The following is a 23,653-nucleotide window of genomic DNA, read 5'->3' on the forward strand; positions in this document are numbered from 1 at the left end:
AAACCCCATGGCTATCAGCAACGCCCAGACCGGCTCAGTGCCGGCGTCCGCTACGCCCCAAAGCAGTCCCCTGGTGATGCGCATCATCGGCGCGGTGGCGCTGGCGCACTTGATCAACGACTTGATCCAGTCGGTGCTGCCGTCGATCTACCCGATGCTCAAGGCCAACTATGGCCTGAGCTTCACCCAGGTCGGCCTGATCACCCTGACGTTCCAGTTGACGGCCTCGCTGCTGCAGCCGTGGGTCGGTTACTACACCGATCGCCATCCCAAGCCGTGGCTGTTGCCGGCCGGTACGGTCTGCACCTTGGTCGGGATTCTGATGATGTCGATGGTTGGTAGCTTTCCGTTGATTCTGCTGGCGGCGGGCTTGATCGGCATCGGTTCTTCGACCTTTCACCCGGAAGCATCCCGCGTGGCGCGCCTGGCTTCGGGCGGGCGCTTCGGGCTGGCGCAATCGACCTTCCAGGTCGGCGGCAACGCGGGATCGGCATTCGGCCCGTTGCTGGCGGCAGCGATCATCATTCCCTACGGCCAGGGGCACGTGGCGTGGTTCGGCCTGTTCGCGGTGTTTGCGCTGTTCGTGCTCTACCGGATCAGCCGCTGGTACGCCAACCACTTGAACCTGTTCAAGCTCAAGCAAGGTCAGGCCGCGACCCACGGCCTGTCCAAGGGGCGGGTGATCAGTGCCCTGGTGGTGCTCGGGCTGCTGGTGTTCTCCAAGTACTTCTACATGTCCAGCCTCACCAGTTACTTCACGTTCTACCTGATCGAGAAGTTCGACCTGTCGGTGGCCAGTTCGCAGTTGCATCTGTTCCTGTTTCTCGGCGCAGTCGCGGCAGGGACATTCTTTGGCGGGCCGATCGGCGACAGGATCGGGCGTAAGGCGGTGATCTGGTTCTCGATTCTCGGCGTTGCGCCGTTCACCTTGCTGCTGCCGCATGTCGATCTGTTCTGGACCAGCATTCTCAGCGTGGTCATCGGCTTCATTCTCGCCTCGGCGTTTTCGGCCATCGTGGTGTACGCCCAGGAACTGGTGCCGGGCAATGTCGGGATGATCGCCGGGGTGTTCTTCGGTTTGATGTTCGGCTTCGGCGGTATCGGCGCGGCATTGCTCGGGCACCTGGCGGACATTCACGGCATCGAATACGTGTACTACCTGTGTTCGTTCCTGCCGTTGTTCGGGGTGTTGGCGATCTTCCTGCCGCGAACCAAAAAGACCTGAATCAACACAAATCCCTGTGGGAGCGGGCTTGCTCGCGAAGAGGGTGTGTCAGTCAGTACAACTGCAAATGACACATCGCATTCGCGAGCAAGCCCGCTCCCACAATGGGTCGGTGGCGTATCTGGCAAAAATTTCAGGCACAAAAAAGCCGCGTATCAAACGCGGCTTTTTCTTGATGTGTGGCTTACACGTTGAAGCGGAAGTGCATCACGTCGCCGTCTTTAACGATGTAATCCTTGCCTTCCAGGCGCCATTTACCGGCTTCCTTGGTACCGGCTTCGCCCTTGTACTGGATGAAGTCGTTGTAGGCGATCACTTCGGCGCGGATGAAGCCCTTCTCGAAGTCGGTGTGGATCACGCCAGCGGCTTGAGGTGCGGTGGCACCGACGCGGACGGTCCAGGCGCGGACTTCTTCGACACCGGCGGTGAAGTAGGTCTGCAGGTGCAGCATTTCGTAGCCGGCGCGGATCACGCGGTTCAGGCCAGGCTCTTCGAGGCCCAGGGCTTCGAGGAACATGTCTTTCTCTTCGCCGTCATCGAGCTCGGCGATTTCCGCTTCGATCTTGTTGCACACCGGTACAACCACGGCGCCTTCTTCTTCGGCGATGGCCTTGACCACGTCCAGGTGCGGGTTGTTCTCGAAACCGTCTTCAGCGACGTTGGCGATGTACATGACCGGCTTGGTGGTCAGCAGGTGGAAGCCCTTGATCACCGCTTTCTCGTCGGTGCCCATGTTCTTCATCAGGCTGCGCGCCGGCTTGCCTTCGGTGAAGTGAGCGATCAATTGCTCCAGCAGACCTTTCTGGACCACGGCGTCCTTGTCACCACCCTTGGCGTTGCGCGCGACTTTCTGCAGTTGCTTCTCGCAGCTGTCGAGGTCGGCGAAGATCAGTTCCAGGTCGATGATTTCGATGTCGCGTTTCGGGTCGACGCTGTTGGAGACGTGAATCACGTTCTCGTCTTCGAAGCAGCGGACCACGTGGGCGATGGCATCGGTTTCACGGATGTTGGCCAAAAACTTGTTGCCCAGGCCTTCGCCTTTCGATGCGCCGGCAACCAGGCCTGCGATGTCGACGAATTCCATGGTGGTCGGCAGGATGCGCTTTGGATTGACGATGGCCGCCAGGGCTTCCAGACGCGGATCCGGCATCGGCACGATACCGCTGTTCGGTTCGATGGTGCAGAAGGGGAAGTTCTCGGCCGCGATCCCGGATTTGGTCAGGGCGTTGAACAGGGTGGACTTGCCGACGTTAGGCAGACCGACGATGCCGCAATTGAATCCCATGGTGTTTTCCCCGAGGAGTGAGTCAGGCCTTCTGGCTGTGCAGGTTTTTCATCGCGCGGTTCCATTCCCCGGCGAGGATATCCGGCAGCACGCCGAGGGCAAAGTCGATGCTGGCATCGAGTTTTTCCTGTTCGGCGCGTGGCGCACGACCCAGGACGAAATTTGAAACCATACTGGCAACGCCCGGGTGGCCAATGCCAAGCCGCAAGCGATGAAAGGTATTCTGATTACCCAGTTGCGCAATGATGTCGCGCAACCCGTTGTGACCGCCGTGGCCGCCGCCCACTTTGAGCTTGGCAACGCCCGGAGGCAGGTCGAGTTCGTCGTGCGCCACGAGGATTTCTTCGGGCTTGATGCGGAAGAAACCGGCGAGTGCCGCCACGGCCTGGCCGCTGCGGTTCATGTACGTGGTGGGGATCAGCAGACGAACATCCTGACCCTGATGCGAATAACGCCCGGTCAGGCCGAAATATTTGCGGTCCGCCACAAGGTTTACGCCTTGTGCGTTCGCGATGCGCTCAACAAAAAGGGCCCCTGCGTTATGCCGGGTCTGTTCGTATTCAGCGCCTGGATTACCCAGGCCAACGATCAGTTTGATGGCAGTCACGATAGGGGCCCTTCATTGGAGTGGTGGATAACATCGCCGCAATCAGTGAGAGCGGCGAAAGTGGACGAAAGTTGCTCATTTACCATGATGTAAACTCCGCGTTCTCGCCCGCTTTCTCGCTATGCTCTAGTCCGCGATGTTTCCGGTCACTCCGGCGTACAGAGTAAAATTACTCTGCAGCGCCTTCTGCAGCTTCTGGAGCAACACGTGGAGCGTGGACGTTGGCAACAGCCTTGTCATCGCCGTGTGCCAGGGCCACGAACTCAACGCCTTTAGGAGCCTTGAGGTCCGACAGGTGAACGATCGAACCGATTTCAGCGTTAGCCAGGTCGACTTCGATGAACTCAGGCAGATCTTTCGGCAGGCAGGAAACTTCGATCTCGGCAACAACGTGCGAGATTTCGCCGCCTTTCTTGGTCGGTGCTTCTTCGTTGATGAAGTGCACTGGAACGATAGCGGTCAGTTTCTGGCCAGCGACTACGCGTACGAAGTCAGCGTGCATCACGTGGCCTTTGGCCGGGTGACGTTGCAGAGCTTTGATCACGACGTTCTGCTTGGTGCCACCAACGTTCAGCTCGATGATGTGGCTGTAAGCCGCTTCGTTTTCGAGCAGTTTGGCAACTTCTTTGGCCAGCATGCTGATGGATTCAGGGGCTTTGTCGCCACCGTAAACTACAGCTGGAACCAGGCTTGCGAGACGACGCAGGCGGCGGCTCGCACCTTTCCCCAGGTCGGAACGCACTTCAGCATTCAGAGTAAAATCGTTCATGTTGTATCTCCAAAATAACCACACTCGCCCCAGCGTTTGCGACCAGCGCTAAAGGCGATATGGGCAAAAAAGCCCCGCCCCGACAGGAATGCCGGGGCGGGGCGCTTTTCGTCAACGAGACATTTCGAGAAGGGCAGGGCCCTTAGCGGAACATCGCGCTGATCGATTCTTCATTGCTGATGCGGCGGACCGCCTCGGCAACTACCGGTGCGATATCCAGTTGGCGGATACGCGCACAGGCTTGTGCTGCAGCGGACAGCGGGATGGTGTTGGTCACCACCAGCTCGTCCAGCACGGAATTTTCAATGTTTTCGATCGCCCGACCCGACAGCACAGGGTGCGTGCAGTAGGCGAAAACCTTGGCAGCGCCATGCTCTTTCAAGGCCTTGGCCGCGTGGCACAGGGTGCCGGCGGTATCGACCATGTCATCGACCAGAATACAGGTGCGCCCTTCGACATCACCGATGATATGCATCACTTCAGAGTGATTGGCTTTCTCACGGCGTTTGTCGATGATCCCGAGATCCACGCCCAGGGATTTGGCAACGGCACGTGCACGCACGACGCCACCAATGTCCGGGGACACGATCATCAGGTTTTCGAAGCGCTGATCTTCGATGTCATCCACCAGAACCGGGGAGCCGTAGATGTTATCTACCGGAATATCGAAGAAACCCTGGATTTGGTCAGCATGCAGATCAACCGTGAGAACACGGTCGATGCCGACTACGGTAAGCATGTCAGCCACGACTTTCGCGCTGATAGCCACACGTGCGGAACGCGGACGGCGATCCTGACGGGCATAACCAAAGTAAGGAATAACAGCAGTGATACGAGTAGCCGAGGAGCGGCGGAAGGCATCAGCCATCACTACCAGTTCCATCAGGTTATCGTTGGTCGGAGCGCAAGTCGGCTGAATAATGAAGACGTCTTTACCGCGGACGTTTTCATTGATCTCGGCTGTGATTTCGCCGTCGGAGAACTTACCGACAGAAATGTCACCGAGAGGGATATGCAGCTGACGTACGACACGCCGAGCCAGATCGGGGTTAGCGTTCCCCGTAAAGACCATCATCTTGGACACGCGCAGTACCTGAAGGCTGAGGGTAACCTGGATGAGTATAGGAAAATGGCAGGGGCGGCTGGATTCGAACCAACGCATGGCAGGATCAAAACCTGCTGCCTTACCGCTTGGCGACGCCCCTGTATTTGTTGCAACGATTACCCGGTAATCGGTTCCTTTAGAGCAGACTTTTAAGCTTGCGATGCAACATCGAAACGTTGCTTCCTTTTGCTACAAAACCTGTAAGGGTCTCTGTCAGAAGGGCCGAGACTTTATCAGCTTCAGCTTTGCTTGGGAAGCCCCCAAACACACAACTTCCAGTTCCGGTGAGTTTTGCTTCGGTAAATTTACCTAACAAATTCAAAGCGTTACGTACCTCTGGATAACGCCTTGTTACCACCGGCAAGCAGTCATTTCGACTGTTTCCCTTGGGAACGGGGCGCACTTTAATGGGAGGAGTGTTACGTGTCAACAACGGATCTGAAAAAATTTCTGCCGTACTTACAGAGACTTGCGGCACCAGCACGAGATACCACGGTTCTTCAGGGTCGACAGGGGTCAGTTTCTCCCCCACGCCCTCGGCGAAAGCTGCGTGACCACGAACGAAAACCGGGACGTCGGCGCCCAGCGTCAACCCCAGGCCAGCCAGGCGATCTTCATCCCAGTCCAATTGCCACAGATGATTGAGTCCAAGCAACGTTGTTGCGGCGTTCGAGCTACCGCCACCGATGCCGCCGCCCATGGGCAGGATCTTGTCGATCCAGATATCGACACCCAGCGAGCAGGCGGATTGCTCCTGAAGTTTTTTTGCCGCCTTGACGATCAGGTTGCTGTCGTGGGGCACGCCTGCGAATTCGGTGTGCAGTTGAATGACACCGTCATCGCGCAGGGCATAGGTGATTTCGTCGCCGTAATCGAGGAACTGAAACATCGTCTGCAACTCGTGGTAGCCGTCTTCGCGGCGACCCAGAATGTGCAGCATCAAATTGAGTTTGGCCGGCGATGGCAACGTCAGGCGATTGTCTGGCATGTCATGACCCCAGTTTGCGTGGTTGCCAGGCCTTGATCACCAGGGTGACGTCAAGGTCGGTGCCATGCAGCTTGATGCGCTCGGGCAGCCAGTAACCGTTTTGCTGGGTGTAGTCGGTGTATTCGACCTGCCAGCCATCCTGCTCGAGGTTGGCCAGGCGACTGTCGGCATCCAGTGTGAGGCGACTTTTACTGTCCGGAGCCGGGAGCCCGCGTACCCACCAGGCCAGATTGGACACCGGCAGCTTCCAGCCCAGCTGTTCTTCGAGCAGCACTTCCGGGGTCGGCGCGTCGTAGCGTCCCTGGTTGGCGACTTCCAGCGACACCTTGCCCGGGCGTCCGGTCAGGCGAGCCGCGCCGCGGCCCAGTGGTCCGGACAGACGAATGTCGTAGTAATCCTGGCGTTGTAACCAGAACAGCGTGCCGCTGCCCGAGTCTTTCGGTGCTCGAATGCCGATCTTGCCGTCGATCTGCCAGCCGTCAAGGCCGGTCAATTGCTCTTTGTGCTCACGCCATTGGGCGGGGTTGCCGTGCCCCTCGACCGATTCGCGGGGACCCAGACCCGCGCAACCGGCGAGCAGGGCGATAAAACTGAAAACGATGAAATGGCGCAAAAACATAATCTTAAAGAGTCTCTGATCCGGTCAGGCGTTTGATGGTGCCGCGCAGGGTCGGGCTGTCGGGTTGTTCCTTGAGGAACTTGCCCCAGACTTGTTTGGCTTCACGCTGTTTGCCGTTGGTCCACAGGACTTCGCCCAGGTGAGCGGCGACTTCCTGATCGGGGAAGCGTTCCAGGGCCTGACGCAGCAGGCGCTCGGCTTCGTCGAGATTGCCCATGCGGTAATTCACCCAGCCAAGGCTGTCGAGTACCGCCGGGTCTTCCGGACTGATCTGGTGCGCCTGTTCGATCAGGGCCTTGGCTTCGGCGTAGCGCGTGGTGCGGTCAGACAGGGTGTAGCCGAGGGCGTTCAACGCCATGGCGTTGTCCGGGTCGCGCTTGATGATCGTGCGCAGGTCTTTTTCCATCTGCGCCAGGTCATTGCGTTTTTCCGCCTGCATGGCGCGGGTGTAGAGCAGGTTCAAGTCGTCCGGGTATTTCTGCAAGGCCTGTTGCAGAACATTCCAGGCTTTGTCGGCCTGATTGTTGGCGGACAGGGTTTCGACTTCGATCAGGTACAACTGGATGGCGTAATCCGGCTGTTCATCGCGCTCTGCCGCCAGCTTGCGTTGCGCTTCGGCGGTCTTGCCGTTATTGATCAGGATGTCGGCCTGACGCAATTGCGCCGGCAGGAAGTCGTTGCCCGGGCCAACCCTGGCATATTCGATCAGTGCGCCTTGCGGGTCGTTTTGTTCTTCGGCGATGCGGCCGAGGTTCAGGTGCGCCGAGTCGACATGGCTTTCCCGAGCGATCAGGTCTTCAAGATGACCCTTGGCTTCCTTCCAGTCCTTGGCTTCCAGGCAGACCAGCGCCAGGGAGTAACGCAGCTCGTCGTCTTCCGGGTATTGCTGGACCAGGCTCGAGAACTCGGACTTGGCGTCTTCCATGCGGTCCTGTTCAACCAGCATGCGTGCGTAGGTCAGGCGCAGGCGCTTGTCGTCCGGGTACTTCTTGATACTTTTCTGCAGCAGCGGCAGGGCTTCGTCGCCGCGAGCCAGGTTTTGCAGCAGGCGTGCGCGCAGCAGGATTGGCGCGATTTCGCCGTCGTCGGGTGGATTGTCTTCCAGCAGCTTCAGCGCGCCTTTGGCATCGCCATCCTGTTGCATCAGCAAGGCCTTGCCGAAAATCAGCTGGCCGTTGTCCGGATGACGTTGCAGCAAGCGGTCGAAGCTTTTCATCAAGCCGTTGCGGGTGTCCTGGTCGGTGTCGGCCGCAGACAGCGCAAGGAAGTCGAAATGGGTGTCGCCCTTGCCTTGCAGGACTTTCTCCATATAGACCATGGATTCGTCATAACGCCCGGCGCGTGCCAGTTGCACGGCGGCGGCGCGTTGCGCTTCAAGGTCGTTGGGGGCGTTTTTGGCCCAGATCAGCGCGGTGTCCAGGGCTGCCTGATCGGCGCCCAGATATTCGGCGATACGGAATGCCCGCTCGGAGATACCCGGATCCTGAGTGTTGATGGCCTGGGTCACATAGTTGTCCAGGGCAATGTCGAAACGATTGCGCTGGCCAGCCAGTTCGGCGCTCAACAGGCTGAAGATGGTTTCCTCGCTGAATGAGCTGTAGACCTTGGGCTTTTTAGGGGCCGGGGTGCTGTCTTCAACCGGCGACGTACCGTCCGGCGAAACGGGTGCCAAGGCCTGGCAGCCGCTGAGGAAGACAAAAGCGAGGAGCAACGCGGAAGATCTATTCATATAGGAAGAGGACGACTAACCTGCGGTCAGATCATCATGACACAAGCTTTCGGCCAAACATAACCGGCCCGCCAATTTACCCGCGCAGCGGATCCGGCAAAACCTGGAGGCCCTGTAAACGAGAACTGCTCGCAACGTGGGCGTCACCTGGCGGGGCGATAGATATCGAGTAGTTGTTCTGATTCCGTCGAAGTAGGACAATTACCGGCTTCACGTCACCATCAGCGACTTTGAATGGCCTTCCTTGCACTCGGTATTAACCACAAGACTGCTTCAGTAGACGTCCGCGAGCGCGTGGCTTTTACCCCTGAGCAGCTGGTTGAGGCCTTGCAGCAGCTCTGCCGACTCACCGACAGCCGCGAAGCTGCGATCCTCTCCACCTGCAATCGCAGTGAACTCTATATAGAACAGGATCACCTGTCGGCGGACACCGTGCTGCGCTGGCTGGCCGAATATCATCATTTGAGCTACGACGAGCTGCGCGAAAGCGCCTATGTGCATGAAGATGATGCGGCAGTTCGTCACATGATGCGGGTGGCTTCCGGGCTCGACTCGCTGGTGTTGGGCGAACCGCAGATTCTCGGCCAGATGAAGTCGGCCTATGCCGTGGCCCGCGAGGCCGGCACCATCGGGCCATTGCTCGGGCGGTTGTTCCAGGCCACGTTCAATGCGGCCAAGCAGGTACGCACCGACACTGCCATTGGCGAGAATCCGGTGTCGGTGGCGTTTGCCGCGGTGAGTCTGGCCAAGCAGATTTTCAGCGACCTGCAACGCAGCCAGGCGTTGTTGATTGGAGCTGGCGAAACCATCACCCTGGTCGCCCGCCATCTGCATGACCTGGGTGTAAAACGCATCGTGGTTGCCAACCGCACCCTGGAACGTGCCAGCATTCTGGCCGAACAGTTCGGCGCCCATGCGGTGTTGCTGTCGGATATTCCGGCAGAGCTGGTACGCAGCGATATCGTCATCAGTTCCACTGCCAGCCAGTTGCCGATTCTGGGCAAGGGTGCAGTGGAAAGCGCCTTGAAACTGCGCAAGCACAAACCGATCTTCATGGTCGATATCGCCGTTCCGCGCGATATCGAGCCAGAAGTCGGCGAACTGGACGACGTTTACCTCTATAGCGTCGACGATCTCCACGAGGTGGTGGCCGAGAACCTCAAGAGCCGTCAGGGTGCAGCCCAGGCCGCCGAAGAGATGGTCTCGGTCGGTGCCGAAGACTTCATGGTCCGCCTGCGTGAATTGGCGGCGGTGGACGTGCTCAAGGCCTATCGTCAACAGAGCGAACGCCTGCGCGACGAAGAATTGCAAAAGGCCCAGCGCATGCTGGCCAACGGTAGCAGTGCCGAAGAGGTGCTAGTGCAACTGGCTCGCGGGCTGACCAACAAACTGATGCATGCGCCAAGCGTGCAGTTAAAAAAGCTCTCTGCCGAAGGTCGCCTGGATGCGCTGGCGATGGCCCAGGAACTCTTTGCCCTCGGTGAGGGCTCATCGGATAGCTTTTCGGATAAAAAACCGCAATGAAAGCGTCACTGCTCAATAAGCTGGATATCCTCCAGGACCGTTTCGAGGAATTGACCGCCCTGCTGGGCGATGGCGAGGTCATTTCCGATCAGAACAAATTCCGTACCTATTCCAAGGAGTACGCGGAAGTTGAGCCGATCGTGGGCGCCTATAAAGAACTGCTGAAAGTGCAGGATGACCTCGAAGGTGCCCAGGCACTGCTCAAGGACAGCGACCCGGACATGCGTGAAATGGCCGTGGAAGAAGTTCGCGAGGCCAAGGAACGCCTGGTCACGCTCGAAGCCGACCTGCAACGCATGTTGCTGCCCAAAGATCCGAACGACGGGCGCAACGTGTTCCTCGAAATCCGTGCCGGCACCGGCGGCGACGAGGCGGCGATTTTCTCCGGCGACCTGTTCCGCATGTATTCGCGTTACGCCGAGCGTCGTGGCTGGCGGGTGGAGATCCTCTCGGAAAACGAGGGTGAGCACGGCGGTTATAAAGAAGTGATTGCCCGGGTCGAGGGCGACAACGTCTACGGCAAGCTCAAATTCGAATCCGGCGCGCACCGTGTGCAGCGGGTTCCGGCGACCGAATCCCAGGGCCGCATCCACACGTCGGCCTGCACCGTGGCAGTCTTGCCCGAGCCGGACGAACAGGAAGCGATCGAGATCAACCCGGCCGACCTGCGCATCGACACCTATCGCTCCTCCGGCGCCGGTGGCCAGCACGTCAACAAGACCGATTCGGCGATTCGCATTACGCACTTGCCGTCCGGCATCGTGGTCGAATGCCAGGAAGAACGTTCGCAGCACAAGAACCGTGCCCGGGCGATGTCCTGGTTGTCGGCCAAGCTGAACGATCAGCAGACCTCCGCCGCGGCCAACGCCATCGCCAGCGAGCGCAAGTTGCTGGTCGGTTCCGGTGATCGCTCCGAGCGCATCCGCACCTACAATTTTGCCCAGGGCCGGGTCACCGACCACCGGGTCAACCTGACCTTGTATTCCCTCGACGAGATTCTCGCCGGCGGCGTCGAGGCGGTGATCGAGCCGTTGCTGGCCGAGTACCAGGCCGATCAACTGGCAGCGATAGGTGAGTAAATGACGATCATTGCCAGTTTGTTGCGTGCCGCCGATCTGCCCGACTCGCCGACGGCGCGTCTGGATGCCGAATTGCTGCTGGCGGCAGCGTTGGGCAAGTCCCGCAGCTTCCTGCACACCTGGCCGGAGCGTATCGTGCCGAGCGAAGCGGCGCTGACGTTCGCCGAGTATTTGCAGCGCCGCCGCAGCGGTGAGCCGGTGGCCTATATCCTCGGCCAGCAGGGTTTCTGGAAGCTGGATCTGGAAGTCGCGCCACACACACTGATCCCGCGCCCGGACACCGAGCTGCTGGTGGAAGCTGCGCTGGAACTGTTGCCGGCCACACCGGCCAAGGTGCTCGACCTCGGCACCGGCAGTGGCGCGATTGCCCTGGCCCTGGCCAGCGAGCGCCCGGCCTGGAGCGTCACTGCCGTGGATCGCGTGCTGGAAGCCGTGGCCCTGGCCGAGCGCAATCGCCAGCGTCTGCATCTGAACAACGCCAAGGTACTGAGCAGCCATTGGTTCAGCGCCCTGCAAGGTCAGCGCTTTCAACTGATCATCAGCAATCCGCCGTATATCGCAGCAGCCGATCCGCATCTGGTCGAGGGCGATGTGCGCTTCGAACCGGCCAGCGCCCTGGTGGCCGGTGTCGACGGGCTCGACGATCTGCGTCTGATCGTCGCCCAGGCGCCGGATTATCTGGACGCCGCTGGTTGGCTGATGCTCGAGCATGGCTACGATCAGGCCGAGGCAGTCCGCGATTTGCTGCTGACCCGAGGCTTTGAAGAAGTCCACAGCCGCACCGATCTGGGCGGTCATCAACGCATCAGTCTGGGGCGCCTGCCGTGCTGAATGATCAGGAGTTGCTGCGCTACAGCCGGCAGATTCTGCTGCAACACATCGATATCGACGGCCAGTTGCGGCTCAAGCAAAGCCGCGTATTGATCGTCGGTCTTGGCGGCCTTGGCGCGCCAGTGGCGCTGTATCTGGCGGCCGCCGGCATTGGCGAGCTGCACCTGGCGGACTTCGATACGGTCGACCTGACCAACCTGCAACGCCAGATCATTCACGACACCGACAGCGTCGGCATGACCAAGGTCGATTCGGCGCTCAAGCGCCTGACCGCGATCAATCCCGAGATTCAACTGGTCGCCCATCGTGCGGCGCTGGACGAAGATTCCCTGGCCGCCGTGGTGGCCGGGGTAGATCTGGTCCTCGATTGCTCTGACAATTTTTCTACCCGTGAAGCGGTCAATGCCGCTTGCGTGGCGGCCGGCAAACCGCTGGTCAGTGGTGCGGCGATTCGCCTCGAGGGACAACTGTCGGTGTTCGATCCGCGTCGGCCGGAGAGTCCGTGCTACCACTGTTTGTACGGGCACGGCAGCGAAGCCGAACTGACTTGCAGCGAGGCCGGTGTGGTCGGACCGCTGGTGGGGCTGGTTGGCAGTCTGCAAGCCCTCGAAGCGCTGAAGTTGCTGGCCGGATTCGGTGAGCCGCTGGTGGGGCGCCTGCTGTTGATCGATGCCTTGGGTACACGCTTCCGTGAGTTGCGGGTCAAGCGTGATCCAGGCTGCAGCGTTTGCGGGGCGAAACATGCGTGAAGCGCCGATTGGCGTATTCGACTCCGGTGTCGGCGGGCTCTCGGTACTGGCCGAGATCCAGCGTTTGCTGCCCAATGAGTCCCTGTTGTACGTCGCCGACTGCGGGAATGTTCCCTACGGCGAGAAAACCCCGCAGTTTATCCAACAGCGTTGCAGCGTGATGGCTGAATTCTTTCGGCAGCAGGGCGCCAAGGCCCTGGTGTTGGCGTGCAACACAGCGACGGTGGCCGGTGTTGCCGACCTGCGTCGCGACTATCCAGAATGGCCCATCGTTGGCATGGAGCCGGCCGTCAAGCCGGCCGCCGCCGCAACCCGCTCCGGCGTAGTGGGGGTGCTGGCCACCACCGGCACCTTGCAGAGCGCCAAGTTCGCCGCGTTGCTCGACCGCTTCGCCACGGACGTGAACGTGATCACCCAGCCGTGCCCGGGGCTGGTGGAGCTGATTGAAAACGGTGATCTGCGCAGCCCCGAGTTGCGCCAGCTGTTGACTAGGTATGTCAAGCCATTGCTGGCCGCCGGCGCGGACACCCTGATTCTCGGCTGCACCCACTACCCTTTTCTCAAGCCGATGCTCCGGCAGATGATCCCCGAGGGCATCAGCCTGATCGATACCGGTGCCGCCGTCGCGCGGCAACTCCAGCGGCTTTTGGCCGAAGGCGAACTGCTCGCCGATGGGCCTGCCCATGAGGCGCAGTTCTGGACCAGTGCCGATCCGGTTCATTTCAGAAATATCTTGCCGATACTGTGGAATACGGCTGGCATTGTGCGAAGCTTCAACAGGTAAGAAAGTCCCGGGGAATCAAACGAAAAATTGGGGTGAGCTTCTGATAAATTGCCGATTTCTATAGCTTTTCAGGGCTGAGCAACAAAAAAAACCATACGAAATTGTTCGGAAAAGGAAGTTTCTAATGAAGCGACTATTCTGCTTGGCCGCGATTGCGGCCGCACTAATGGGGCACACCTTTACCGCGCAGGCGGCAGGTGTGGAGTTCGCAGTTGGTCAGACCAGCGATTCGACGATGACGTATCGACTGGGCATGCAATTCGATTGGGACCAGAGCTGGTGGCAGAGTGACGTCGGTCGCATGACCGGTTACTGGAGTGGCGCCTACACCTACTGGGAAGGCGACAAGACTTCGAGCAATAACAGCCTGTCGTTCTCCCCGGTATTCGTTTACGAATTTGCCGGCCAGAACGTCAAGCCGTACGTTGAAGCGGGCATTGGCGTGGCGGTGTTCTCCAATACCCGACTTGAAGACAACAACATCGGCAGTGCTTTCCAGTTTGAAGACCGGCTCGGTTTTGGCCTGCGCTTCAATGGCGGTCATGAAGTCGGGGTCCGTGCGACGCATTATTCCAACGCCGGGCTCGCCAGTTCCAACGACGGTGTAGAAAGCTACTCGCTGCACTACACGTTGCCGTTGTAAGCACCACGGTTTCAGCAAGTTGCATATACCCCTGTGGGAGCGAGCTTGCTCGCGATAGCGGTCATGAATTCAACAGTGATGTTGGCTGACACTCCGTCATCGCGAGCAAGCTCGCTCCCACAGGGGGTGCGTTGTTTTCCAGTTCAGCGATACGCCGTCGAAATCCCCTGGCGCTCGTCGATGCACTCCGGTGCGCCCATCTCGAACTCCCGGCAAATCAACGGGCGCTTTTCGTAAATGGTGCACATCATCGTGTTGCGATCCAGCGCGGCACACCAGCCGTCGTCCAGACGCAACATCACTTCCCCGCCCCAGTCATCGGTATCGATGAACCGTTCAGGTACACCTGTATCGGTGATCAGCATGACTTCGAGCTGACAGCAACAGGCTGCGCAGGTCGAGCAGGTGACCGCGGGTTCCGCGATTTGCGTATGGGGGATGGTTTTCATGGCGCGCAGTGTAAGGCAGTCGCCGGATGCTGTGTGAAAGGTCTGACGGACGCTCAAGTATCGAAACGTCCGGGATACCGCTGCCGATGATGACGCTTTTCACGGTCAATCCTTGATCGGTGGCTGGCTGCGCACCATGCGTTTGCCGATCTCCAGTTTCACTCGGTCCGGCCGTTTGGAGAGTGGCCAGAGGGTGGCCATGAACGCTGCCGGGAAAGCAATTTCCGGCGGGCGGTCCCTGAGTTTTTCGAAGATGTACCGCGCGGCTTTCTCCACCGGCCAGCTCAAGGGCATGGGGACGTCGTTTTTCGCTGTCAGTGGCGTTTCGACAAGCCCGGGGCTGATCACCGTGAGTTCTATGCCCTCGGGGGCCAGGTCGATGCGCAGGGATTCGAACAGATAACGCAGCCCGGCTTTAGAGGTGCCGTAGGCTTCTGCCCTGGGCAGCGGCAGGTAAGTCACCGTACTGGCCATGGCCACCATATGCGGTGCGGTGCCGGCCCGCAGCAAGGGCAGGGCTGCGTCGATGCAATAGCTGCTGGCCAACAGGTTGGTGCGCACCACATGCTCGACAATCGACGCATCGAACTGCTTGGCGTCCACGTACTCGCAGGTACCGGCGTTGAGTATCACGGAGTCCAGCGAGCCCCAGTCCTCCGCAATCTGCTCGCCGATTTCGCGCACGGTCTGGCTGTTGGTCAAGTCACCGGCCACTACCAGCACCTGCCCCGGATAGCGTTGTGACAAGACTTTCAACTGCGCTACCGAGCGCGAACTGACGGCCAGGTGCGCACCGCTTTTCAGGATTTCTTCAGCCAGGGCGGCACCAATGCCGCTGCTGGCGCCGGTCAGCCAGTATCGTCGTGCGAGTGTGCGACTCATCCCAATCTCCTTTTCAGCCAGGCAATTGCCCGGCCCAATACGGGTAAATGTGCATAAAACAGAGCCCCGGCATCGAAGTAATCCCGGTAGCGGTAACTCATGACCCAGCGGCGGCGTATGGCCGCGAGGGCAGGTTTTTGAACGCCGTCAACGCGCGCGTACGGGATGTACTCAAGTCGACGATCGGTGACGGATAATCCACAACACCGAACAGGCCGCCGAGATTGGCGGGGTTGTGCACGTCTTTTTTGTCCAGCCCGGCCAGTTCCGGCAGCCAGTGCTTGATGAACAGGCCCTCGGGGTCGAACTTTTCCGACTGGCTCAACGGGTTGAAAATCCGGAAGTAAGGCGCCGAGTCGGTGCCTGTGGAGGAACTCCACTGCCAGCCACCATTGTTCGCCGCCAGGTCGCCATCGATCAGGTGGCGCATGAAAAAGCGCTCGCCTTCGCGCCAGTCAAGCAGCAGGTTTTTGCTCAGGAACATCGCCACCACCATACGCAGGCGATTGTGCATCCAGCCGGTGGCCAGCAGTTGGCGCATGGCGGCGTCGATGATCGGCAAGCCGGTGCGTGCCTGTTGCCAGGCGGCAAGTTCTTCGGGGGCGTTGCGCCAGGCCAGCGCTTCGGTTTCCGGGCGAAACGCGCGGTGCCGGGAAACTCGCGGGTAGCCCACCAGGATGTGTTTGTAGAACTCGCGCCACAGCAGTTCGTTGATCCAGGTGACGGCGCCGGTCTTGCCGCTTTCGAATTCGCCCTGATTGCTGTGCAATGCCGCGTGCAGGCATTGGCGAGCAGAGATCACCCCGGCGGCGAGATAGGCCGAAAGCTGGCTGGTGCCGGGCTTCGCCGGGAAATCTCGTTCGCTTTGGTAGTGGTCGATCTGCGCATCGCTAAAGCGGTCGAGGCGACGCCGGGCACAGGCTTCGCCCGCCGGCCACAGGCTGCGCAGGTGGTCAGCGGGCGTTGCGAAACCGTCGACACTCGAGGGAATTGCATCGCTGGCAATGTTCAGCGGCGCTTGTTTCAGCGGCGCGCGTACCAGACTGGGTAGCGAGTGGTGCAGTCGTTCGTAGCAGACTTTGCGGAACTGGCTGAAAACCTGAAAGTAAGTGCCGGACCGGGTCAGCACGCTACCGGGCTGGAACAGCAACTGATCGAGGTAGCGGCGAACTTCGATGCCTTCGGCTCTTAGCGTCCGGGCGACCGCTGCATCGCGACGGGATTCGTGGATGCCGTACTCTTCGTTGAGGTACAGCGCGTCGACCTGCCACTGTCGGCACAGGTTCAGCAATACCGTTGGAGCGTCATCCCAGCGAGGTGCCTGGCGGATCAGCAGGGGAATGTTCAGTTGCCCCAGTTCGCGGCTCAACTCGCGCAGGTTGCGCAGCCAGAAGTCCACTTTGCAGGGCGCATCGTCGTGTTCCAGCCATTGTCCCGGGCTCAGCAGATACACCGCCACGCACGGGCCGCGAGCCGCAGCGGCCGAGAGGGCGGTGTTGTCATGTAGACGCAAGTCGCTGCGCAGCCAGATCAATTGCTTTTTGCTATCCACGCGATTCATTTAAATCAGCCCGTGCTGAACGAGTGCCTGATGTGCCGACAACGGATCTTCGGCCAAGTACAAATCAGCGATCCCGGTAGTACTTGCGGACAACTCGGCGTGGTGGATGCATACCGTTGGTCCGGCAATCATTTTTGGGCAACTGACGCCTTTGAAAAGTTTCGGCAGTTGCGTCAGGTTCAGGGCTTTGCTTGAGTACAGCAGAACCCCACGGGGTTGCAGAAGTTCAACCGCCAATGCCAGTTCGCCGACAGGCAGCGGCCAGTCGAAGACCTCCACCGGGCAATCGGCGCTGCTGATCAGCCAGGCCGTGAGCCACAGGTGCGGTTCCACGGGCAGGTCCGAGTGGTTGATCAACAGCAGCGGCGCGGTGCGCAACTGACGATTGTTATGGTAGATGCGTGCGCCAAATTTGCTGCGCAGCCAGGCACAAAAAAAGCCGTGCTCCATCTGCGCCCCGAACTGACCTTGCCAGCGGTACTCCAGAGCGGCCAGCAAGGGCATCAGCAATTGTTTGCACAGGGTCCGCGGCGGATACAGCGCCATCGCCTGATTGACGCTGTCATCCAGGGCGCGCTCTTGCAATCCGCTGACCGCGTGCAGCAATACTTGCAGCAAGGTGTGCCAATCGTTGTCGACGGACTCGTTGAAGGTTTGCGGCGCGTCGAGCAATTGTTTGACCTGGCTGACGGCAACGCCACGGTTGAGCCAGGTGAGGATGATCTGGATGCGTTGTATATGGTCGGCCGAAAACAACCGGTGCCCCTTGGGTGTGCGTTGCGGCACGATCAGGCCGTAGCGCCGCTCCCAGGCGCGCAGGGTCACGGCATTGACGCCGGTTAGCCGCGCCACTTCGCGAATCGGCAGCCAGCCTTTGTCCAGCGCTTTTTCAACGTCGTCGCCGAGGTCTTCGCGGGCGCTGGTGTCGAGTGCCTTTTTCATCAGATGGCGTTTCGCAGGCTGAGGTTTTCATGGGGCGGTTGCAGATAGACCTGCTGTGCGATGTACGGATCGGGGTGTTGGCGAAAGTGATGATTGAGCAGCGTCAGCGGCACCGCCAGCGGCACGATGCCCAAGCGGTATTGGCTGATCACGTGTTGCACTTTCTGTTTTTCTTCGCCGCTGATGGCCTGTTTCAGGTAGCCACTGAGGTGTTGCAGGGCGTTGGTGTGAGTGCGGCGGGTGGGGTATTTTTTCAGCGCCGACATCAATTCGCTGAAATAGCGGGGGCCAAGTTCCTGCGGATCGGTATGGCCCATGTTGCCGAGCAGGTGGCCCAGGGTTTTGTACTGCACCGGGTTATGGGCCATCAGCAGGTATTTGTAGCGCGAGTGAAAGTCCGTGAGACCGCGCCGGGTCAGACCTTCCTGGCATAGCTGCTGCCAGGCGCTGTAGGCGTACATGCGGGTTAGGAAATTTTCCCGCAGCACCGGATCATTGAGTCGACCGTCTTCCTCCACCGGCAAGTCCGGGTGCGGCGGGCCGGCGTTGATGGCGATTTTCTGTTTGGTGGGGGCGTGGGGCATCGGAGCACCTCGAATCTGAATCTGTACAGACGATCGAGTCCGTACAAGATAACTTCATCATAGATTCGAAGTTGTACAAGTCAAATGTTGTGTATAAGTTTTTTGCGGGCTGCTGTCCATGGCGACAGCAGCGATGTGCTCGGGTTGATGCCCTTTACTGCAGGTGTTCGTGCAAGCGGCGGGCGGCTTCCTGACCGCTGAGCCAGGCCCCTTCGACGCGTCCGGACAGGCACCAGTCGCCGCAGGCGTACAGCCCCAGGTCGGCATCGGCCAGGGTGCCCCATTCGCGACTGTTGGCGGGGCGCGCATAGAGCCAGCGGTGGGCGAGGCTGAAGCTCGGTGCGGGCATGGAATCGTGCAGCAGTTCGGCGAAGGCGCCATGCAGTTGCTCGATCACAGCCTCCTTGGGCAGGTCGATGTGCTGGCGACTCCAGGTGCTGGTAGCGTGCAGCACCCAAGTGTCGAGGGTGTTGTCGCGCCCGGGTTTGCTACGGTTTCGGGCCAGCCAGTCGAGTGGGCTGTCCTGTACGAAGCAGCCTTCGATGGGCGTTTCCAGGGGCGTTTCGAAGGCCAGGGCGATGGCCCAGGTCGGGTCCATTTTCACCCCGGCGGCGGCCCCGGCGAGTTTCGGCGCTGATGCCAGCAAAGCCGTGGCCTGTGGGGCCGGTGTGGCGATGATCACGTGGCTGAACGGTCCGTGGGTGAAGCCCTCGGCGTCCTGCAGGTGCCAGTGTTCTTCGCCGCGATAGACCTCGGTTATCCGGCAGGCGAAATGCACTTCAAGGTCACCGAGCAGGGCGCGGGTGATGGCGCTCATGCGCGGCGTGCCGACCCAGCGGGTCTGCTCGTCCGGCGACAGGTTGAGCTGGCCGCCATGGTAGGTGTACAGCTGCGGTGTCCACTCGGCGACCCAGCCGTTGTCTTGCCAGCGCTGGACTTCGTTGGCAAAACGCCGCTCACGGGCGGTGAAATACTGCGCACCCATGTCCAGAGCACCCGCATCGCTGCGCTTGCTCGACATGCGCCCGCCGCTGCCGCGGCTTTTATCGAACAGTTGAACCACATGCCCGAGGTCCGTCAGGGCCTGGGCGGCGGAGAGTCCGGCGATGCCGGTGCCAATGATCGCGATAGGTACAGTCATAGGGGCCTCGTTTGCCTTTCTGTACAGACTACGCCGGGGTTCAAACCTGTACAATGTTGTTTTTTGGTATAACTTTTAGCGTTCTCGTTCTGACAGCTTGGCCTATTGTTAAACACAGAGCCTGCTCGATACCAAAGATCCCTGCTTATAAAAATAGACTAATGGACAAGGTAAAACGCCACGCGAGGAAGAAGTCATGCACATATTGCTGACCGGCGGTACTGGTTTGATAGGACGTCAGCTCTGCCGGCACTGGTTGGGCCAGGGACATCGCCTGACAGTCTGGAGTCGTCAGCCTGAAAAAGTCGCAAAAATATGTGGTGCCCAAGCGCGTGGAGTTGCCCGGCTGGAGGATTTGGGGCAGGAGCCGGTGGATGCGATCGTTAACCTTGCCGGAGCGCCGATTGCCGACCGGCCCTGGACGCACAAGCGTAAAGCCTTGTTGTGGGGCAGCCGCATCACGCTCACTGAAACCCTGTTGGCGTGGCTCGAAAATCGCGAGCAGAAACCACGGGTTTTGATTTCGGGGTCGGCTGTCGGCTGGTATGGCGACGGTGGCGAGCGCGAATTGACCGAGAACTCGGGGCCGGTCAGTGAAGATTTCGCCAGCCAGTTATGCATTGCCTGGGAGGAGACTGCACTGCGGGCTGAAGCGCTGGGCATTCGCGTCATCCTCATCCGTACCGGGTTAGTGCTGTCGGCGGAGGGCGGCTTTTTGTCGCGGCTGTTACTGCCGTTCAAACTGGGCCTGGGAGGGGCGATCGGCAACGGCCGGCAGTGGATGCCGTGGATTCATATCAACGATCAAATCGCCCTGATTGATTTTCTTCTGCATCGCAACGAGGCCAGCGGTCCCTATAATGCGTGCGCGCCCAAACCGGTGCGCAACCGCGAGTTTGCCCAGGCGCTGGGTAGCGTGCTGCATCGCCCGGTCTTCATGCCGATGCCGGCCTTTGCATTGAAGGTGGCTCTGGGCGAGTTGTCCTTGCTGTTGCTGGGCGGCCAGCGCGCCACTCCGGTGCGTTTGTTACAGGCCGGTTTCACTTTTCAGTTCACGGATTTGCGCGCGGCTCTGGACGATCTGTCCGGTCGCCTTTGAAATAGGACGTTGCATGACCGATCACGCGTTGCTTCTGGTCAACCTGGGTTCACCTGCATCCACCTCGGTGGCAGATGTGCGCAGCTACCTCAATCAATTTCTGATGGACCCGTACGTGATCGACCTGCCATGGCCGGTGCGACGCCTGCTGGTGTCGCTGATCCTGATCAAGCGTCCCGAGCAGTCGGCCCATGCATATGCTTCGATCTGGTGGGACGAGGGCTCGCCGCTGGTGGTACTCAGCCGTCGCCTGCAGCAAGCCATGAGCGGCCACTGGCAGCATGGCCCGGTCGAGTTGGCGATGCGCTACGGCGAGCCGTCGATTGAATCGACGCTGGTTCGCATGGCTGCGGCGGGGCACAAGCGGATAACCCTGGCACCGCTTTATCCACAGTTTGCCGACAGCACCACCACCACGGTCATAGAGGAAGCCAAGCGGGTCGTACGCGAGAAGAACCTCGACGTGCAGTTGTCGGTGCTCCAGCCGTTCTACGATCAACCTGAATACCTCGATGCGCTGGTGGCCACGACCAAGCCCTATCTGGAGCAGGATTTCGATCATTTGCTGATGAGTTTTCACGGCTTGCCGGAACGGCATCTGAAGAAGCTCAATCCAGGTCACAGCTTCGAGGGCGGCGGTGATTGCTGCGCTGGCGCGCCTCCTGAGGTGGTCGCTACCTGTTATCGCGGTCAATGCCTGCGTACAGCTGCAGAGTTTGCCAAGCGCATGGGGCTGCCGGAGGGGAAGTGGTCGGTGTCGTTCCAGTCGCGTTTGGGGCGTGCCAAATGGATCGAACCCTACACTGAAGCGCGCCTTGATGAACTGGCCAAAAGCGGCGTAAAAAAGATTCTGGTGATGTGCCCGGCATTCGTTGCCGATTGCATCGAGACACTGGAAGAGATCGGTGATCGCGGCAAAGAACAATTCCGCGAGGCGGGGGGCGAGGAGTTGGTGCTGGTGCCGTGCCTCAACGATGACCCGCACTGGGCGCGGGCGTTGAGTGTGTTGTGCGAAAGGGCGCCGTTGGCGCTTTAAAAGCTTCGCGAGCAAGCCCGCTCCCACAGGTTCAGTGCAAAACCTGTGGGAGCGGGCTTGCTCGCGAAGAGGGTCTTACTGTCAGCGAAAAATCCGAATCTGCTTAGATCAGCGGCTCATTCGCCTTCTTGTGCTTCCAGCTGTCATTGCCCGGCAGGATCAGGTTCAAGCCGATCGCCACCACCGCACACAGCGCGATGCCCTTGAGGCCGAAATCGTCCGGCCCGGTGCCGGTGCCGATCAGCACGCCGCCGATCCCGAACACCAGAGTCACCGAAACAATCACCAGATTGCGCGCCTCGCCCAGATCGATCTTGTGGCGAATCAGCGTGTTCATCCCTACCGCCGCAATCGAACCGAACAACAGGCAGAGAATCCCGCCCATCACCGGCACCGGAATGCTTTGCAGCAGTGCGCCGAACTTGCCGATGAACGCCAGGCTGATGGCGAAGATTGCCGCCCAGGTCATGATTTTCGGGTTGTAGTTCTTGGTCAGCATGACCGCGCCGGTCACTTCGGCGTAGGTGGTGTTGGGCGGGCCGCCGAACAGACCGGCCGCCGTGGTGGCAATGCCGTCGCCGAGCAGGGTGCGGTGCAGGCCGGGCTTTTTCAGGTAATCGCGACCGGTCACGCTACCCACGGCAATCACGCCGCCGATGTGTTCGATGGCCGGGGCCAGGGCCACTGGAACGATGAACAGAATCGCCTGCAAGTTGAATTCCGGTGCCGTGAAGTTCGGAATCGCGAACCACGGTGCCGCAGCAATCTTCGCGGTATCAACCACGCCGAAGTAGAACGACATGCCGAAACCGACCAGCACACCGGAGATGATCGGCACCAGGCGGAAGATGCCCTTGCCGAATACCGCGACGATCAGCGTGGTCAGCAGCGCGGGCATCGAGATCATCATCGCCGTCTGGTAATGAATCAGCTCGCTGCCATCGCCGGCCTTGCCCATGGCCATGTTGGCGGCAATCGGCGCCATGGCCAGGCCAATGGAAATGATCACCGGCCCGATGACCACCGGCGGCAGCAGGCGGTCGATGAAACCGGTGCCTTTGATCTTCACCGCGAGGCCGAGGAAGGTGTAGACGAAGCCCGCCGCCATCACACCGCCCATGGTCGCGGCCAGGCCGAACTGGCCCTTGGCGAGAATGATCGGGGTGATGAAGGCAAAACTCGATGCCAGGAACACCGGCACCTGACGCCCGGTGACGATCTGGAACAGGATCGTCCCCAGGCCGGCCGTGAACAGCGCCACGTTCGGGTCGAGACCGGTAATCAGCGGCATCAACACCAGGGCGCCGAAGGCCACGAACAGCATCTGTGCACCCGACAGCACCGTGCGCCAGAGCGGATCGTTGAACTCATCCTGCATGGTCACGCGTCCTTCTGCTTGGTGCCGAAGATCTTGTCACCGGCATCGCCCAGCCCCGGGATGATGTAACCATGTTCGTTCAGTTTTTGATCAATCGATGCGGTGTAGATGATCACGTCCGGGTGAGCCTTCTCTACGGCGGCGATGCCTTCCGGGGCGGCAACCAGCACCATGGCGCGGATGTCGCGGCAACCGGCTTTTTTCAGCAGGTCGATGGTGGCAACCATCGAGCCGCCGGTGGCGAGCATCGGGTCGATGATCATGGCCAGGCGTTCGTCGATTTCCGGTACCAGTTTTTCCAGGTAGGTGTGGGCTTCGAGGGTTTCCTCGTTGCGGGCCACGCCTACGGCGCTGACTTTGGCGCCCGGGATCAGGCTGAGCACGCCTTCGAGCATGCCGATGCCGGCACGCAGGATCGGCACCACGGTGATTTTTTTGCCGGCGATTTTCTCGACCGATACGGTGCCGCACCAGCCTTCGATATCGTAGGCTTCCAGCGGCAGGTCTTTGGTAGCTTCATAGGTCAGCAGGGCGCCGACTTCCTGAGCGAGCTCACGGAAATTCTTCGTGCTGATGTCTGCGCGGCGCATAAGGCCAAGTTTATGACGGATCAGCGGGTGGCGGATCTCATGGATGGGCATGGG

General features: G+C 60.0%; 23 protein-coding genes, 1 tRNA gene and 2 pseudogenes. 9 read left to right on the plus strand and 17 right to left on the minus strand.

Annotation, left to right across the window (positions count from 1 at the left end; translation table 11 throughout):
• The first annotated feature begins 7 nt into the window (after positions 1-7).
• Positions 8-1,225, plus strand: coding sequence for an MFS transporter (locus ABIA48_RS19310; protein WP_429490634.1), 1,218 nt, complete (start codon positions 8-10; stop codon positions 1,223-1,225).
• Between the two features lie 184 nt (positions 1,226-1,409).
• On the opposite strand, the gene ychF is transcribed toward ABIA48_RS19310, so the two are convergent.
• The 8 genes from ychF to ABIA48_RS19350 form a co-directional block, all read right to left on the minus strand.
• Complete coding sequence (ychF, locus tag ABIA48_RS19315) at positions 1,410-2,510, minus strand: redox-regulated ATPase YchF (protein WP_096509090.1); 1,101 nt, start codon at positions 2,508-2,510, stop codon at positions 1,410-1,412.
• A 22-nt stretch (positions 2,511-2,532) separates the two neighbouring features.
• Positions 2,533-3,117: an aminoacyl-tRNA hydrolase gene (gene pth / locus ABIA48_RS19320; RefSeq protein WP_007973893.1), complete on the minus strand. Its 585-nt coding sequence runs from the start codon at positions 3,115-3,117 to the stop codon at positions 2,533-2,535.
• A gap of 169 nt (positions 3,118-3,286) precedes the next feature.
• On the minus strand, positions 3,287-3,886 hold the full coding sequence (locus ABIA48_RS19325) for a 50S ribosomal protein L25/general stress protein Ctc (RefSeq protein ID WP_429490637.1): 600 nt from the start codon (positions 3,884-3,886) through the stop codon (positions 3,287-3,289).
• Positions 3,887-4,028: 142 nt separating this feature from the next.
• Positions 4,029-4,970, minus strand: coding sequence for a ribose-phosphate pyrophosphokinase (locus ABIA48_RS19330; protein WP_003171603.1), 942 nt, complete (start codon positions 4,968-4,970; stop codon positions 4,029-4,031).
• Between the two features lie 46 nt (positions 4,971-5,016).
• A tRNA-Gln gene (locus ABIA48_RS19335) sits at positions 5,017-5,091 on the minus strand.
• Positions 5,092-5,127: 36 nt separating this feature from the next.
• Positions 5,128-5,979, minus strand: a complete 852-nt coding sequence (gene ispE, locus ABIA48_RS19340) for a 4-(cytidine 5'-diphospho)-2-C-methyl-D-erythritol kinase (protein WP_429490639.1) — start codon at positions 5,977-5,979, stop codon at positions 5,128-5,130.
• Between the two features lies 1 nt (position 5,980).
• The gene (gene lolB, locus ABIA48_RS19345; protein ID WP_429490641.1) at positions 5,981-6,598 is read right to left on the minus strand and encodes a lipoprotein insertase outer membrane protein LolB; all 618 of its coding nucleotides are present in this window, start codon (positions 6,596-6,598) and stop codon (positions 5,981-5,983) included.
• 4 nt (positions 6,599-6,602) lie between these two features.
• Positions 6,603-8,327 carry a tetratricopeptide repeat protein gene (locus ABIA48_RS19350; protein WP_429490643.1) on the minus strand — a complete coding sequence of 575 codons (1,725 nt, stop codon included), beginning with the start codon at positions 8,325-8,327 and terminating at the stop codon, positions 6,603-6,605.
• Positions 8,328-8,561: 234 nt separating this feature from the next.
• On the opposite strand from ABIA48_RS19350, the gene hemA reads away from it, so the two are divergent.
• The 6 genes from hemA (at position 8,562) to ABIA48_RS19380 (ending at position 13,937) form a co-directional block, all read left to right on the plus strand.
• Entirely contained in the window at positions 8,562-9,851 is a 1,290-nt protein-coding gene (hemA, locus tag ABIA48_RS19355) for a glutamyl-tRNA reductase (protein WP_429490645.1), read from the plus strand.
• On the plus strand, positions 9,848-10,930 hold the full coding sequence (gene prfA / locus ABIA48_RS19360; protein ID WP_007981853.1) for a peptide chain release factor 1: 1,083 nt from the start codon (positions 9,848-9,850) through the stop codon (positions 10,928-10,930). The genes hemA and prfA overlap by 4 nt, the downstream gene beginning before the upstream one ends.
• Positions 10,931-11,761 (plus strand): peptide chain release factor N(5)-glutamine methyltransferase, encoded by an 831-nt coding sequence (gene prmC, locus ABIA48_RS19365; RefSeq protein WP_429490647.1) that lies wholly within the window; start codon positions 10,931-10,933, stop codon positions 11,759-11,761. It abuts the gene before it with no gap.
• Positions 11,755-12,510, plus strand: a complete 756-nt coding sequence (locus tag ABIA48_RS19370; RefSeq protein ID WP_429490649.1) for a molybdopterin-synthase adenylyltransferase MoeB — start codon at positions 11,755-11,757, stop codon at positions 12,508-12,510. The genes prmC and ABIA48_RS19370 overlap by 7 nt, the downstream gene beginning before the upstream one ends.
• The gene (murI, locus tag ABIA48_RS19375) at positions 12,503-13,294 is read left to right on the plus strand and encodes a glutamate racemase (RefSeq protein ID WP_429490651.1); all 792 of its coding nucleotides are present in this window, start codon (positions 12,503-12,505) and stop codon (positions 13,292-13,294) included. Before ABIA48_RS19370 ends, murI begins: the two co-directional genes overlap by 8 nt.
• Positions 13,295-13,418: 124 nt before the next feature.
• Positions 13,419-13,937 (plus strand): acyloxyacyl hydrolase, encoded by a 519-nt coding sequence (locus ABIA48_RS19380; RefSeq protein ID WP_277531721.1) that lies wholly within the window; start codon positions 13,419-13,421, stop codon positions 13,935-13,937.
• 143 nt (positions 13,938-14,080) lie between these two features.
• Here ABIA48_RS19380 and ABIA48_RS19385 read toward each other — a convergent pair whose 3' ends face one another.
• The 7 genes and pseudogenes from ABIA48_RS19385 to ABIA48_RS19415 all read right to left on the minus strand — a co-directional run bounded on the left by ABIA48_RS19385 (position 14,081) and on the right by ABIA48_RS19415 (position 19,496).
• Positions 14,081-14,386: a YkgJ family cysteine cluster protein gene (locus ABIA48_RS19385; protein ID WP_007981864.1), complete on the minus strand. Its 306-nt coding sequence runs from the start codon at positions 14,384-14,386 to the stop codon at positions 14,081-14,083.
• Positions 14,387-14,491: 105 nt separating this feature from the next.
• Positions 14,492-15,268 carry an SDR family NAD(P)-dependent oxidoreductase gene (locus ABIA48_RS19390; RefSeq protein ID WP_429490654.1) on the minus strand — a complete coding sequence of 259 codons (777 nt, stop codon included), beginning with the start codon at positions 15,266-15,268 and terminating at the stop codon, positions 14,492-14,494.
• Positions 15,265-15,363, minus strand: a pseudogene (locus ABIA48_RS19395) (nuclear transport factor 2 family protein); the annotation flags it as partial. The gene ABIA48_RS19390 and the pseudogene ABIA48_RS19395, both read right to left, overlap by 4 nt.
• A 2-nt stretch (positions 15,364-15,365) precedes the next feature.
• The gene (gene phrB / locus ABIA48_RS19400; RefSeq protein WP_429490656.1) at positions 15,366-16,829 is read right to left on the minus strand and encodes a deoxyribodipyrimidine photo-lyase; all 1,464 of its coding nucleotides are present in this window, start codon (positions 16,827-16,829) and stop codon (positions 15,366-15,368) included.
• Positions 16,830-17,771: a MerR family transcriptional regulator gene (locus ABIA48_RS19405; protein ID WP_429490658.1), complete on the minus strand. Its 942-nt coding sequence runs from the start codon at positions 17,769-17,771 to the stop codon at positions 16,830-16,832.
• Positions 17,771-18,304: pseudogene (locus tag ABIA48_RS19410) on the minus strand (YbgA family protein); the annotation flags it as partial. The gene ABIA48_RS19405 and the pseudogene ABIA48_RS19410, both read right to left, overlap by 1 nt.
• 205 nt (positions 18,305-18,509) lie before the next feature.
• Positions 18,510-19,496 carry an NAD(P)/FAD-dependent oxidoreductase gene (locus ABIA48_RS19415; RefSeq protein ID WP_429490660.1) on the minus strand — a complete coding sequence of 329 codons (987 nt, stop codon included), beginning with the start codon at positions 19,494-19,496 and terminating at the stop codon, positions 18,510-18,512.
• A gap of 196 nt (positions 19,497-19,692) precedes the next feature.
• Between ABIA48_RS19415 and ABIA48_RS19420 the strand changes: the two genes are divergently transcribed.
• Together ABIA48_RS19420 and hemH are read left to right on the plus strand one after the other, a co-directional pair.
• Positions 19,693-20,595, plus strand: a complete 903-nt coding sequence (locus ABIA48_RS19420; RefSeq protein WP_429490662.1) for a TIGR01777 family oxidoreductase — start codon at positions 19,693-19,695, stop codon at positions 20,593-20,595.
• Between the two features lie 13 nt (positions 20,596-20,608).
• Positions 20,609-21,631, plus strand: coding sequence for a ferrochelatase (hemH, locus tag ABIA48_RS19425; RefSeq protein WP_204932001.1), 1,023 nt, complete (start codon positions 20,609-20,611; stop codon positions 21,629-21,631).
• A 103-nt stretch (positions 21,632-21,734) separates the two neighbouring features.
• Here hemH and ABIA48_RS19430 read toward each other — a convergent pair whose 3' ends face one another.
• Entirely contained in the window at positions 21,735-23,009 is a 1,275-nt protein-coding gene (locus tag ABIA48_RS19430; RefSeq protein WP_204932003.1) for a uracil-xanthine permease family protein, read from the minus strand.
• A 2-nt stretch (positions 23,010-23,011) separates the two neighbouring features.
• Positions 23,012-23,650, minus strand: a complete 639-nt coding sequence (upp, locus tag ABIA48_RS19435) for a uracil phosphoribosyltransferase (RefSeq protein ID WP_429490665.1) — start codon at positions 23,648-23,650, stop codon at positions 23,012-23,014.
• Positions 23,651-23,653: the final 3 nt, after the last annotated feature.

Source organism: Pseudomonas sp. S30_BP2TU TE3576, from assembly GCF_050436025.1.
Taxonomy (GTDB): domain Bacteria; phylum Pseudomonadota; class Gammaproteobacteria; order Pseudomonadales; family Pseudomonadaceae; genus Aquipseudomonas.